The following is a 13,982-nucleotide window of genomic DNA, read 5'->3' on the forward strand; positions in this document are numbered from 1 at the left end:
GCTGAAGCTGGGACTGACCGGTCCGACACCGGAATCCCCAGCGACCGCACCCGGCGCGCTCCCCTCGCTTGCCTCACGGCACGAGGGGTTTTTTGTTGCACTGGCACCTGCCAAATCCCCGCAAACACCCCGCAAAAACCCTCAGCTTCGAGAAGAGAATGCCGATGACCGAGCAGGCCACCGGGGCCCACCATCCGCAGCCGCGGCCCCGATCCTCAGGACACCAGTCCGCCCCCGTCGAGCACGTGACGGGTGCGCAGTCCCTCATTCGTTCTCTCGAGGAAGTCGGGGCCGACACGGTGTTCGGCATTCCCGGCGGCGCCATCCTCCCCGCGTACGACCCGATGATGGACTCCACCCGGGTGCGGCACGTCCTGGTCCGGCACGAGCAGGGTGCGGGGCACGCGGCCACCGGTTACGCGCAGGCCACCGGCAAGGTCGGCGTCTGCATGGCGACGAGTGGCCCCGGCGCCACCAACCTGGTCACCCCGATCGCCGACGCCCACATGGACTCCGTGCCCATGGTCGCGATCACCGGCCAGGTGGCCTCCAAGGCGATCGGCACGGACGCCTTCCAGGAGGCGGACATCGTCGGCATCACGATGCCGATCACCAAGCACAACTTCCTGGTCACCAAGGCCGAGGACATCCCGCGGACCATCGCGGAGGCCTTCCACATCGCCTCCACCGGCCGCCCCGGCCCGGTCCTCGTGGACATCGCGAAGGACGCGCTGCAGGCGCAGACGACCTTCACCTGGCCGCCGCAGCAGGACCTGCCCGGCTACCGCCCGGTGACCAAGCCGCACGCCAAGCAGATCCGCGAGGCCGCCAAGCTCATCACCGCGGCCAGGCGCCCGGTCCTCTACGTCGGCGGCGGCGTCCTCAAGGCGCGGGCCACCGCCGAGCTGAAGGTCCTGGCAGAGCTCACCGGAGCGCCCGTCACCACCACCCTGATGGCGCTCGGCGCATTCCCCGACAGCCACCCGCTGCACGTGGGAATGCCGGGCATGCACGGTGCGGTCACCGCCGTCACCGCGCTGCAGAAGGCCGACCTGATCGTCGCCCTCGGAGCCCGCTTCGACGACCGCGTCACCGGCAAGCTGGACAGCTTCGCCCCGTACGCGAAGATCGTCCACGCCGACATCGACCCGGCCGAGATCGGCAAGAACCGCGCCGCCGACGTGCCGATCGTCGGCGACGCCCGCGAGGTCATCGCCGACCTCGTCCAGGCCGTCCAGGCCGAGCACACCGAGGGCCACCAGGGTGACTACACCGCCTGGTGGAACGACCTCAGCCGCTGGCGCGACACCTACCCGCTGGGCTACACCCAGCCCGACGACGGCTCGCTCTCCCCGCAGCACGTCATCGAGCGGGTCGGGCAGCTCGCCCCGGAGGGCACGATCTTCGCGGCGGGCGTCGGCCAGCACCAGATGTGGGCCGCGCACTTCATCGAGTACGAGCAGCCCGCCACCTGGCTCAACTCCGGCGGCGCCGGAACGATGGGCTACGCGGTCCCGGCCGCGATGGGCGCCAAGGCCGGACAGCCGGACCGCACGGTCTGGGCGATCGACGGCGACGGCTGCTTCCAGATGACCAATCAGGAACTCACCACCTGCGCCCTGAACAACATCCCGATCAAGGTCGCCATCATCAACAACGGCGCCCTCGGCATGGTCCGCCAGTGGCAGACGCTGTTCTACAACCAGCGCTACTCCAACACCGTCCTGCACAGCGGTCCCGAGGACATCGGCCCCAACAAGGGCACCCGCGTCCCGGACTTCGTGAAGCTGTCGGAGGCCATGGGCTGCGTGGCGCTGCGCTGCGAGCGCCCCGAGGACCTGGACAAGGTCATCGCCGAGGCCAACGCCATCAACGACCGCCCCGTGGTCGTCGACTTCATCGTCCACGAGGACGCCCAGGTCTGGCCGATGGTCGCCGCCGGCACCTCCAACGACGAGGTCATGGCAGCGCGTGGCGTCCGCCCCGACTTCGGCGACAACGAAGACGACTGAGACCGAGAGCGAAAGAGAGACCCAGAGTCATGTCCACCAAGCACACGCTCTCCGTCCTGGTCGAGAACAAGCCCGGCGTCCTCGCCCGCATCACGGCCCTGTTCTCCCGCCGCGGCTTCAACATCGACTCGCTCGCCGTGGGCGTCACCGAGCACCCCGACATCTCCCGCATCACCATCGTCGTGAATGTCGAGGACCTGCCGCTCGAACAGGTCACGAAACAGCTCAACAAGCTGGTCAACGTCCTGAAGATCGTCGAACTGGAGCCGGGCGCCGCCGTCGCCCGCGAACTCGTCCTGGCGAAGGTCCGCGCCGACAACGAGACCCGCTCCCAGATCGTCGAGATCGTCCAGCTGTTCCGGGCCAAGACCGTGGACGTCTCCCCGGAGGCCGTCACCATCGAGGCCACCGGCAGCAGCGACAAGCTGGAGGCCATGCTCAAGATGCTGGAGCCCTTCGGCATCAAGGAGCTCGTCCAGTCCGGCACCATCGCGATCGGCCGGGGCTCCCGCTCGATCACGGACCGCAGCCTGCGGGCGCTCGACCGGTCGGCCTGACGCCGACCGGCCCGAACCCGCCCCCGGGTCCGCCCGCATGGCGAGACCCGCGGACTTCCTTCACCGAACCCGCCGTACGGTGGGACGCAACACCAGCACACATAGGAGATTCCCAGTGGCCGAGCTGTTCTACGACGACGACGCCGACCTGTCCATCATCCAGGGCCGCAAGGTCGCGGTCATCGGATACGGCAGCCAGGGCCACGCCCACGCGCTGTCGCTCCGTGACTCGGGTGTCGACGTCCGCGTCGGTCTGCACGAGGGCTCCAAGTCCAAGGCCAAGGCCGAGGAGCAGGGCCTGCGGGTCGTCACCCCCTCCGAGGCGGCGGCCGAGGCCGACGTCATCATGATCCTGGTGCCGGACCCGATCCAGGCCCAGGTCTACGAGGAGTCCATCAAGGACAACCTCAAGGACGGCGACGCGCTGTTCTTCGGTCACGGTCTGAACATCCGCTTCGGCTTCATCAAGGCCCCCGAGGGCGTCGACGTCTGCATGGTCGCCCCGAAGGGCCCGGGCCACCTGGTCCGCCGCCAGTACGAGGAGGGCCGCGGCGTTCCGTGTATCGCGGCCGTCGAGCAGGACGCCACCGGCAAGGGCTTCCCGCTGGCGCTCTCGTACGCCAAGGGCATCGGCGGCACGCGTGCGGGCGTCATCAAGACGACCTTCACCGAGGAGACCGAGACCGACCTCTTCGGCGAGCAGGCCGTGCTCTGCGGTGGCACCGCCGCGCTGGTCAAGGCGGGCTTCGAGACGCTGACCGAGGCCGGCTACCAGCCGGAGATCGCGTACTTCGAGTGCCTCCACGAGCTGAAGCTGATCGTGGACCTCATGTACGAGGGCGGCCTGGAGAAGATGCGCTGGTCCGTCTCCGAGACGGCCGAGTGGGGCGACTACATCACCGGCCCGCGGATCATCACGGACGCCACCAAGGCCGAGATGAAGAAGGTCCTCGCGGAGATCCAGGACGGCACGTTCGCCAAGAACTGGATGGACGAGTACCACGGCGGTCTGAAGAAGTACAACGAGTACAAGACCCAGGACGAGAACCACCTCCTGGAGACCACGGGCAAGGAGCTGCGCAAGCTCATGTCCTGGGTCAACGACGAGGACTGAGTGTTCCTCGGGTCCGGGGCTCTGCCTCGGGGCTCTGCCCCGGACCCCGCTCCTCAATCGCCGGACGGGCTTTTCTTTAGTCCATCGCGTCCAGCCACGGACGAGTGATCCTTCCACGGAGGCGCAAGACGGTCGCCGTGGCGCCACTACACTTCTGTTCAACATTCGCGTCGGGCCCACAGCGTCGTGCGTCTTCCACGCGGCTAGCACCCTCCACCGCCTGCGGCCGTCGGGACGGCCGTCCGCATTGGACTTGTGAGGACTCACGTGAGCACTGCTGCCAACGGCAAACCCGTCGTACTCATCGCTGAAGAGCTGTCGCCCGCCACCGTCGACGCGCTGGGGCCGGACTTCGAGATCCGCCACTGCAACGGCGCGGACCGTGCCGAACTGCTGCCCGCCATCGCCGACGTCGACGCGATCCTGGTCCGCTCCGCGACCAAGGTCGACGCCGAGGCCATCGCCGCGGCCAGGAAGCTGAAGGTCGTCGCCCGCGCGGGCGTCGGTCTGGACAACGTCGACGTGTCCGCCGCCACCAAGGCCGGTGTGATGGTCGTGAACGCCCCGACCTCGAACATCGTCACCGCCGCCGAGCTCGCCTGCGGCCTGCTCATCGCCACCGCGCGCAACATCCCCCAGGGCAGCCAGGCCCTGAAGGCGGGCGAGTGGAAGCGCTCCAAGTACACGGGTGTCGAGCTCGCCGAGAAGACCCTCGGCGTCGTCGGCCTCGGCCGCATCGGCGCGCTCGTCGCCCAGCGCATGAGCGCCTTCGGCATGAAGGTCGTCGCGTACGACCCGTACGTGCAGCCCGCGCGCGCCGCGCAGATGGGCGTCAAGGTCCTCACCCTCGACGAGCTGCTCGAGGTCTCGGACTTCATCACCGTGCACCTGCCCAAGACCCCCGAGACGGTCGGTCTGATCGGCGACGAGGCCCTGCACAAGGTCAAGCCCGCCGTCCGCATCGTGAACGCCGCGCGCGGCGGGATCGTCGACGAGGAGGCGCTGTACTCCGCGCTGAAGGAAGGCCGCGTCGCCGGCGCCGGTCTGGACGTGTACGCGAAGGAGCCCTGCACGGACTCCCCGCTCTTCCAGTTCGACCAGGTCGTCTGCACCCCGCACCTCGGCGCCTCCACGGACGAGGCGCAGGAGAAGGCGGGCATCGCCGTCGCCAAGTCGGTGCGCCTCGCCCTCGCCGGTGAGCTCGTGCCGGACGCGGTGAACGTGCAGGGCGGTGTCATCGCCGAGGACGTGCGCCCCGGACTGCCGCTCGCCGAGAAGCTCGGCCGCATCTTCACCGCGCTCGCGGGCGAGGTCGCCGCGCGGCTCGACGTCGAGGTGTACGGCGAGATCACCCAGCACGACGTGAAGGTGCTCGAACTGTCCGCGCTGAAGGGCGTGTTCGAGGACGTCGTCGACGAGACCGTGTCGTACGTGAACGCGCCGCTGTTCGCGCAGGAGCGCGGCGTCGAGGTCCGCCTCACCACGAGCTCGGAGTCCCCGGACCACCGCAACGTGGTCACGGTGCGCGGCACGCTGACCGGCGGCGAGGAGATCGCGGTCTCCGGCACGCTGGCCGGGCCCAAGCACCTGCAGAAGATCGTCGCCATCGGCGAGTACGACGTGGACCTGGCGCTCGCCGAGCACATGGTCGTCCTGCGGTACGCGGACCGTCCCGGTGTCGTCGGCACCGTCGGCCGTGTCCTCGGGGAGTCGGGCATCAACATCGGTGGCATGCAGGTCGCTCGTGCGGACGTCGGCGGGGAGGCGCTGGCCGTTCTCACCGTGGACGACACGGTGCCGCAGCCCGTCCTGAACGAGCTGGCCGCGGAGATCGGGGCGGAGTCCGCGCGGGCGGTCGACCTGACGGACTAGGGCTCCGGAGCCTTGGGCGGGGTCGGGGTCGTCACCGGCACCGCCGAGTTCGTCCTCGAACGCCGGACGCGCTGAACATGCCGCGCTCGCCGATTTCGTGCGGAGGCGCGGGACGGGCTGACAGCGAAAGCGCCGGGCGGACCGGGTATTCCGGTCCGCCCGGCGCTCGTACGTGTGGGGCGTCAGATCAGGGTCTTCTCCGGCTCCGGGACCGCCGCCTCGGGGGCCGGTTCCGGTACCCGTACCCCGCGGAGCGTCACCGTGGCCAGTGCTGCCGCCACGAGGAGGAGCACCGCTCCCGTCAGCGCCGCCACGTGCATGCCGTCGGTGAACGCCGAGCGGGCCGCCGTCAGGAGGTCGTCCGCCGCGCGGGCCGGCAGGTGGTGGGCCGCGGAGACCGCGCCGCCGAGCGTCTCGCGGGCCTCGCCGGGGGCGGAGTCCGGGATCCGGGCGTGGTAGACCGCGTTGCCGATGGAGCCGAGCAGGGCCATGCCCATCGCCCCGCCGAACTCCTGCCCGGTCTCCAGGAGTGACGACGCGGTGCCCGCCTTCTCCGCAGGGGCCGCGCCGAGCGCCAGGTCGGTGAGTTGCGAGCCGATGACGACCGCGCCGCAGGCCAGGACGCCCGCTCCGGCGAGGACGAGCCACAGGGAGTCGGTGCCGGTGACGGCGAGCAGACCGTAGCCGCAGGCGGAGAGGACGAAGCCGGTGGCGACGACGTGCGCGCGGTTCATGCCGCGCTGCACGAGCACCGTGGCGACGGGAGCGGCGAAGCCGATGAGCACCGAGGGCAACAGGGCCCACAGCGCGGCCTCCATGGCGCTCTTGCCGAGCACGGACTGCAGGTACTGCGTGGTGAAGTAGGCCGAACCCATCATCGCCAGCGAGGAGACGAGGTTCAGGGAGACGGCCGCGCCGAAGGCGCGGGCCCGGCCGCGGAACAGGTCCGGCGAGATCATCGGCGACGCGGCGGTGCGCTGGCGGTGCACGAAGAGCGCGGCGAACGCGAGGCCGACGGCGACGGACGCCATGTAGGACACCTTGATCCCCTCGGCGGGCAGCTCCTTGAGGCCCCAGACGAGCGGCAGTACGGCGGCCATCGACAGCGGCACGCTCAGCAGGTCGAAGCGGCCGGGGCGCGGGTCCTTGAACTCGGGGATCAGGACGGGCGCGAGGACGAGCAGCAGCACCATCGCGGGCAGGTTGACCAGGAAGACCGAGCCCCACCAGAAGTGTTCGACGAGGACACCGCTCAGCACCGAGCCGAGCGCGACACCGGCGACCATCACGCCCTGCCACATGCCGATCGCCTTCGCGCGCTGTCCGTCGTCGCGGAACATGTTGCGCACGAGGGCCAGCGTGGACGGCATCAGGGTCGCGCCGCCGATGCCGAGGACCGCGCGGGCCGCGATCAGCATCTCGGCGCTGGTCGCGTACGCGGCGACGAGCGAGGCCGCGCCGAAGGCCGCCGCGCCGAACATGAGGAGCCTGCGGCGGCCGATGCGGTCCCCGAGAGAGCCCATCGTCATCAGCAGCCCGGCGAGCACGAAGGCGTAGATGTCGAAGATCCACAGCTGCTGCGTGCCGCTGGGCCGCAGGTCGGCACTGATCTGTGGGATGGCGAAGTAGAGGACGGAGACGTCCATCGAGACCAGGAGCAGCGGGAGCATCAGGACGGCGAGGGCGGTCCATTCCTTGCGGGTGGCGCGCGGGTTCGTCTGCATGCCGAGGACTGTACGGACGTCTTAAACGCTTGTCTAGTACGGATGTATAGATCCAGCGTGTAAGACGCTCGTGTAGGACGTGTGTATGGATCCGGATTAGGGTGGTCGACATGGGACATCGAGAAGACCTGCTCGAAGGCGCGAAGCGCTGCCTGCTGGAGAAGGGGTTCGTGCGGACGACGGCCCGCGACATCGTCAAGGAGTCGGGGGCGAACCTCGCGTCCATCGGCTACCACTACGGATCGAAGGACGCGCTGCTGGTCGAGGCGTTCGTCGCGCTCGTCGAGCCGATGGGCGACGACTTCGAGCGTTCGCGGGCCGAGGGGGCGGAAGCGGGTGCCGCCGGTGGCGGCCTCGAACGCTTTCAGCAGGTGTGGGGCGGCATCATCCGGTCCGTGCCTCAGTCCCGGCCCATCTGGATGCTGACCCTGGAGGTCATCACGCAGGGCGAACGCCTCGCCGGGATCCGGGAGTTGCTGATCGACGCGCAAAAGGAGGGGCGCAGCGGGCTCGCGGCGCTCTTCACCGGCATCGAGGAGAGCGAGCTCCCCGAGGATGTCGTGGAGAGCGAGGGCCGTTTCTACACCACCCTGCTCAACGGTCTGATGGTGCAGTGGCTCTTCGACCCGGACTCGGCGACGACCGCCGAGCAGCTCACCGAAGGGCTGCGGCGCGTGATGGCGCGGTCCGAAGGCCGGCCGGAGGCCAACCTCGGGTAGTGGCTCTCGCTCTCGCCAGGCGGTTCAGGCCGTCTTGGGCGATCCAGGAGGTCCAGGCGGCCCAGGCCGTCAGGGGTCCTGGTGTCCTTCGCGTGCTCGGGGGCGCCGGGGTCGGGCAGCCGGCCGGCGGTGACTTCGTCGCCGGGCCCATCGAGTGCATGTTCTTCCCGGCGACGTACCGGCTGGAGTCGCCCCAACTCGTCGAGGACGCCGCGATGTTCGTCAAGGCCCGCCTCGACAAGCGCGAGGCGCAGGTCAGGCCGGCCGCGGTCCGGCGGCCGGGGGGGCCTGCGCGCGCACCCGGGGCCGGCCGAGGTGCGGCTCCGGGTGCGCGGACGGTCGGCGACGACCGGCTACCGGCTGGGGTGCCGGGTCGAGGCGCGGCCCGCGTTCCGGGCCGGCCTCGAGGCCGCGGTGGTCATGACCACTTGAGGCAGGCGGCCGGGATCCAGCCCCGCTTGCTGGTGCCGAACTGGCTGCCGTACAGCCACTTGGTGCTGGTCTTGCCGCACAGCTTGTACTTCTGGCCCGTGTAGAAGTGGCCGTCGTTGCAGAGACTGCCCTTCTTGCCCTTGTTCCACTGGCCGATCGCGGTGGCGTTCACCTTGGTGTGGGTGCGCACCTTGACCGTCTCCTTGGCGGGGACGTTGACGATCTGCCGCGAGCAGTCGGGCTTGGCCGCGGCGACCGCGGTACCGCCGGTGGCGAGGGTGGTGCCGGCGAGCGCGACGGCGGAGAAGGCGACCGCGGGGGCCAACAGTCTGAACTTCATGAGGTGTTCGTTCTCCCGTTTGCGTGGGGGGATGGATGTTCGGACGCGGGGAACCGTATCGCCCCACGATCATGGGAGAGATCGTTCGTTGCGCGGTGCTTACAGTCGTGACCACGGTGCCTACAGTCGTGACGACTTCAGGACCATGTGCAGCAGCAGCCGGTCCTCGCCCTCGTCCAGATCGAGGCCGGTGAGCTGTTCCACGCGCGAGAGCCGGTAGTACAGCGTCTGGCGGTGGATGCCCAACTCCGCCGCCGCGCGGCCGGCCTGGCCCGCGCAGTCGAGGAAGACCTCGGCGGTGCGGGCCAGTTCCCGGTGGGCCGGGCTCAGGAGCAGGCGGGCCACCGGGTCGTGCGCGGCCTCCGGGGGCAGCCCGGTCAGCAGCCGGTACGGACCCACGTCCGACCACTGCGCCACCGGACCGAAACGCCGCTCGGCGAGCGCCGCACGGGCCGCCCCCGACGCCTCCCACCAGGCCGCGCCGAGGTCCTCCAGGCCCTGCCGGGCCCCCGCGATGCCGGCCGCCGCGCCCGGCACCGAGTCCAGCAGCCGCGAGGCCGCCGTGTGCGCGGGCGACAGCGCGTCGGCCGAACGCAGCCGCACCAGCGCCGCGAGGGACTGTGCGGTCGTGCCCCACGGCGCCGTGCACACCGCCGCCGCGCCCGGCACCGTACGGGCGGCCGGGGCGTCGTCCGGGTCCGCCGAGCGCCAGGGGGCCACGCACACCACCGCGTGCAGCCCGTCGGCGCGGGAGCCGAGCGCCGTGCGCAGGGCCGACACCGCCATGTCGCGCTGCCAGCCCCGCTCGGCCGTCAGGACCGCGCGGAACTCCCTGGTCAGGTCGGCGCCCGCCTGCGCTTCGTCGGCGAGCAGCGCGCCGATGCGGGTGGCCACCTCCATGGCGGCGGCCAGCTGCTGGTCGGCGGGGCCCGGCTCGTCGTCGAGCAGCCACACGTATCCGAGGGCGAAACCCCGATGGCGTACGGGCAGGCAGATGCGGCCCCGGTAGACGCCCGCCTCCGGGGTGGGCGGGATGCGGACCGGGGCGGTGGCGCGAGTGATGCCGAAGCTCTCGAACCAGGAGCGGACCTCGGCCGTGGACCGGCGGGTCAGGATCGACCGGGTCCTGACCGGGTCCAGGACGGCCGCGTCGAAGCCGCTGTCGCCCCCGCCGTCGTGCGCGCCGAAGGCGATCAGCTCGAAATCCCGGTTCTCCAGGGTCGCGGGCGCGCCGAGCAGCGCCGAAATCTCGTCGACCAGTTCTTGGTAATCGCCCTTCATGACCCCATTCTCGCGCGGCCCGCCCCGTTCTTCATACATCTGTCTGAGATCCAGGGCACGGATGCGTGACAGCTGTCGATGGCCCACGATCGGAGAGATCCTTAAATTTCACGGTGGTTCTCCGTGCCGTACCGCCGCATTCTCTCCACATAGGGCTATGTCGGTACGGCCCCCGATTTCGTACACCCGTGGAGGTGCCCCGTGCTGGGTCCCGTGATCCTCGCCGCGTCGCGCAGCGACAAGATGCGCCGTTTTGTCTCGGCGGCCCCCGGCACCAAGCAGGTCGTCGCCCGCTTCATCGCCGGTGAGGGCGTCGAGCAGGTCGTCCCGGTCATCGTCGACGCCGCCGACAAGGGGCTGGAGGTCACCCTCGACGTGGTGGGCGAGGACATCACCACCGTCGAGCAGTCCCACGCCGCCCGCGACGCCTACCTGGAGCTCATCGGGCGCCTGAAGGACCTGGGCCTTGGCACCAGGGCCGAGATGTCCGTGAAGCTGTCGATGTTCGGCCAGGCGCTGGCGGACGGCCACGAGCTCGCCCTGAGCAACGTGCGTCCCGTCGTCGAGGCCGCCGCCGCCATCGGCACCACGGTCACCCTGGACGCCGAGGACCACACCACCCTCGACTCGATGTTCGCCATCCACGACGAGCTGCGGAAGGACTTCCCGCAGACCGGCTGCGTCATCCAGGCCTACCTCTTCCGCACCGAGGCCGACGCCCGGCGCCTCGCCGGCAACGGCAGCCGCGTGCGCATCGTGAAGGGCGCCTACAAGGAGCCGGCCGAGGTCGCCTTCCAGGACAAGTCCGAGATCGACAAGGCGTACGTCCGGATCCTGCGCATCCTCATGGAGGGCAAGGGGTACCCGATGATCGGGTCCCACGACCCGCGCCTGATCTCCATCGCGCAGGAGCTCGCGCGGCGCGCGGGGCGCAAGCTGGACGAGTACGAATTCCAGATGCTGTACGGCATCCGCAGCGACGAGCACCTGCGGCTCGCCGCGGAAGGCCACCGGATGCGTGTGTACACCGCCTACGGCACCGACTGGTACGGATACTTCATGCGCCGTCTGGCGGAGAAGCCGGCCAACCTGCTCTTCTTCGCCCGCTCCATCCTCACCAAGGGCTGAGCCGCCCGACCCGTACAAAGCCCCCGCACAAAGGAGCTCAGGAACTCATGGACGCTGTGACCCAGGTCCCCGCCCCGGTCAACGAGCCGGTCCACGGCTACGCCCCCGGCTCCCCGGAGCGCGCCCGTCTCGAGAGCAAGCTCAAGGAGCTCGCCGAGAACCCCATCGAGCTGCCGATGACCATCGGCGGCGTCAAGCGCCTCGGCGGCGGCGAGCCCTTCCAGGTCGTGCAGCCGCACAACCACAAGGCCGTCATCGGCACCGGCCGCGGCGCCACGAAGCAGGACGCCCAGGACGCGGTGGACGCCGCCCTGGCCGCCGCTCCCGCGTGGCGCGCGATGTCCTTCGACGACCGCGCCGCGATCATCCTGCGCGCCGCCGAGCTGCTCTCCACGACGTGGCGCGAGACCCTGGCCGCCTCCACGATGCTCGGCCAGTCCAAGACCGCCCAGCAGGCCGAGATCGACACCCCCTGCGAGCTCGTCGACTTCTGGCGCTTCAACGTGAAGTACGCCCGTGACCTGCTCGCCGAGCAGCCCCCGGCGAACTCCACCGGCGTCTGGAACCGTCTGGACCACCGCCCGCTCGAGGGCTTCGTCTACGCGATCACGCCGTTCAACTTCACCGCCATCGCGGGCAACCTCCCCACCGCCCCCGCCCTGATGGGCAACGTGGTCGTGTGGAAGCCGTCCCCGACGCAGACGCACGCCGCCGTGCTGCTCATGCAGCTCCTGGAGGAGGCGGGCCTGCCCAAGGGCGTCATCAACCTGGTCACCGGCGACGGCATCGCCGTCTCCGAGGTCGCCCTGCACCACCGCGACCTGGCCGGCATCCACTTCACCGGCTCGACCCCGACCTTCCAGCACCTGTGGAAGACGGTCGGCGAGAACATCTCGAAGTACCGCACCTACCCGCGCCTGGTCGGCGAGACCGGCGGCAAGGACTTCGTCGTCGCGCACCCGAGCGCCGACCGCGCGATCCTCAAGACCGCGCTGACCCGCGGCTCCTTCGAGTACCAGGGCCAGAAGTGCTCCGCCACCTCGCGCGCCTACGTCCCCGCCTCCATCTGGAACTCCGGCTTCAAGGAGGAGTTCGCGGCCGAGGTCGACGGCATCAAGATGGGTGACGTCACCGACCTGTCGAACTTCATCGGCGCCGTCATCGACGACCGCGCGTTCGCCAAGAACAAGGCCGCGATCGACCGTGCGAAGTCGGACGACTCCTGCACGATCGTCGCGGGCGGCACCTACGACGACTCGGTCGGCTACTTCGTGCGCCCGACCGTCGTCGAGTGCTCGGACCCGGCCAACGAGGTCTTCTCGACCGAGTACTTCGGCCCGTTCCTCGCCGTCCACGTCTACGAGGACGACAAGTACGAGGAGATGCTGACCCAGATGGAGTCGGCCTCCGACTACGCGCTCACGGGCTCGGTCATCGCGGGCGACCGCGCCGCGGCCGCGTACACGATGGAGAAGCTGCGCTACGCCGCGGGCAACTTCTACATCAACGACAAGTCGACCGGCGCCGTCGTCGGCCAGCAGCCCTTCGGCGGCGGCCGTGCCTCCGGCACCAACGACAAGGCCGGCGCCCCGCAGAACCTGCAGCGCTGGACGCTGACCCGCGCCATCAAGGAGACGCTGGTCCCGCCGACCGAGTACGGCTACCCGCACATGGGCTGACGCCCGCCCCGGGCCCCTGCGGCCCGCCCCTGAACCCCGCCTCCGACCTGGGCCCCACCCCGGTCGGAGGCGGTGTCGTGTCCGGGGTCAGCCGAGCGCGTCGACGACGATGCGCGTGATGTCCTCGGCGATGCGGTCCTCGCCGGGGGTGTCCGGGTCGAGGCGCGTCGTGTAGACGGAGACGATCAGGGGCCTGCCCTGCGGCGGCCAGGCGACGGCCACGTCGTTGACCCCTCCGTAGGCGGGGGAGCCGGTCTTGTCGCCGACCCGCCAGCCCTTCGGGAGGCCGGCGCGGATCCGCTTGTCGCCCGTGGTGTTCTCCAGGAGCCACCGGGTCAGCTGCCCGCGGTCCAGCGGGTCGAGGGCGTCCCCGAGCACCAGCTCGTGCAGGTTCGCGGTCATGGACGCCGCGGTCGTGGTGTCCCGCCGGTCGCCGGGGAGGTTGGTGTTGAGGTCGGTCTCCCACCGGTCCAGGCGGGTGCGGGAGTCGCCGAGCGAGCGGGCGAACTCGGTGATGGCGGAGGGGCCGCCGAGCCGCCGCATCAGCAGATTGGCGGCCGTGTTGTCGCTGTACGTGATGGTCGCGTCGCACAACTCCCGTACGGTCATGCCGGTTTCGAGGTGCAGCTCGGTGCGCGGCGAGGCCGCGACGAGGTCCGCACGGCTGTACCGGATCAGCACGTCGAGCAGGCCCGGCTCCCGCTCCCGCGCCCTGCGCAGGATCGCCGAGGCGGCAAGGACCTTGAACGTCGAGGCGATCGCGAAGCGTTCGTGCGCGCGGTAGCCGACCGCTCTGCCGGTGCCGGTGTCCAGGGCGTGGACGCCGATGCGGCCTGGGTAGCTCTCTTCGAGCTCGCGCAGGCGGCGGTTCACGTCGTGCGCGGCGCCGGACGCGGTGTCGGGGCCGGGGGCCGGGGCGGCGCCCGCCGCGTGTGCGGTGCCGGGCACCGAGAGGAGCACGGGGGCCACGGCCGCGGCTCCCAGAAGCGTTCTGCGGGAGGGAGTTGAGGTCATGATCCCGACCGTACCGGGGGCGGCGCCGGGGGCGGGAGGGGCGTGCGGGGCGGGTGTGGGCCCGGGCGGCGGGGTTGCCCGTTCGGGTGGGCCGGCCTGCCCGTTCGGGC

The 13,982-nt window shown here is 70.5% G+C and carries 11 protein-coding genes; 7 read left to right on the forward strand and 4 right to left on the reverse strand.

Annotated elements, in window-relative coordinates:
* Window positions 1-164 precede the first annotated feature (164 nt).
* From ACZ592_RS32195 to serA, 4 genes are all read left to right on the forward strand, one after another.
* Entirely contained in the window at window positions 165-2,012 is a 1,848-nt protein-coding gene (locus ACZ592_RS32195; RefSeq protein ID WP_471585212.1) for an acetolactate synthase large subunit, read from the forward strand.
* A gap of 29 nt (window positions 2,013-2,041) precedes the next feature.
* Window positions 2,042-2,569: an acetolactate synthase small subunit gene (gene ilvN, locus ACZ592_RS32200; protein WP_030785263.1), complete on the forward strand. Its 528-nt coding sequence runs from the start codon at window positions 2,042-2,044 to the stop codon at window positions 2,567-2,569.
* A 115-nt stretch (window positions 2,570-2,684) separates the two neighbouring features.
* The gene (gene ilvC / locus ACZ592_RS32205) at window positions 2,685-3,683 is read left to right on the forward strand and encodes a ketol-acid reductoisomerase (RefSeq protein WP_471585213.1); all 999 of its coding nucleotides are present in this window, start codon (window positions 2,685-2,687) and stop codon (window positions 3,681-3,683) included.
* A gap of 267 nt (window positions 3,684-3,950) precedes the next feature.
* On the forward strand, window positions 3,951-5,555 hold the full coding sequence (gene serA, locus ACZ592_RS32210) for a phosphoglycerate dehydrogenase (protein ID WP_471585214.1): 1,605 nt from the start codon (window positions 3,951-3,953) through the stop codon (window positions 5,553-5,555).
* A 182-nt stretch (window positions 5,556-5,737) separates the two neighbouring features.
* Here serA and ACZ592_RS32215 read toward each other — a convergent pair whose 3' ends face one another.
* Window positions 5,738-7,279: an MFS transporter gene (locus ACZ592_RS32215; protein WP_471585215.1), complete on the reverse strand. Its 1,542-nt coding sequence runs from the start codon at window positions 7,277-7,279 to the stop codon at window positions 5,738-5,740.
* 110 nt (window positions 7,280-7,389) lie between these two features.
* Between ACZ592_RS32215 and ACZ592_RS32220 the strand changes: the two genes are divergently transcribed.
* A complete protein-coding gene (locus ACZ592_RS32220) occupies window positions 7,390-7,998 on the forward strand; it encodes a TetR/AcrR family transcriptional regulator (protein ID WP_471585216.1) in 609 nt (202 codons plus the stop codon).
* A 418-nt stretch (window positions 7,999-8,416) separates the two neighbouring features.
* Here ACZ592_RS32220 and ACZ592_RS32225 read toward each other — a convergent pair whose 3' ends face one another.
* Window positions 8,417-8,770 carry a hypothetical protein gene (locus ACZ592_RS32225; protein WP_471585217.1) on the reverse strand — a complete coding sequence of 118 codons (354 nt, stop codon included), beginning with the start codon at window positions 8,768-8,770 and terminating at the stop codon, window positions 8,417-8,419.
* Between the two features lie 120 nt (window positions 8,771-8,890).
* A complete protein-coding gene (locus tag ACZ592_RS32230) occupies window positions 8,891-10,090 on the reverse strand; it encodes a PucR family transcriptional regulator (RefSeq protein WP_471585218.1) in 1,200 nt (399 codons plus the stop codon).
* Between the two features lie 162 nt (window positions 10,091-10,252).
* Between ACZ592_RS32230 and ACZ592_RS32235 the strand changes: the two genes are divergently transcribed.
* Window positions 10,253-11,179, forward strand: a complete 927-nt coding sequence (locus ACZ592_RS32235; protein ID WP_471585219.1) for a proline dehydrogenase family protein — start codon at window positions 10,253-10,255, stop codon at window positions 11,177-11,179.
* A gap of 47 nt (window positions 11,180-11,226) precedes the next feature.
* A complete protein-coding gene (pruA, locus tag ACZ592_RS32240) occupies window positions 11,227-12,858 on the forward strand; it encodes an L-glutamate gamma-semialdehyde dehydrogenase (RefSeq protein ID WP_471585220.1) in 1,632 nt (543 codons plus the stop codon).
* Between the two features lie 87 nt (window positions 12,859-12,945).
* Here pruA and bla read toward each other — a convergent pair whose 3' ends face one another.
* Window positions 12,946-13,872, reverse strand: a complete 927-nt coding sequence (gene bla, locus ACZ592_RS32245) for a class A beta-lactamase (protein ID WP_471585221.1) — start codon at window positions 13,870-13,872, stop codon at window positions 12,946-12,948.
* Window positions 13,873-13,982: the final 110 nt, after the last annotated feature.

This window comes from Streptomyces sp. NPDC040622 (genome assembly GCF_055593965.1).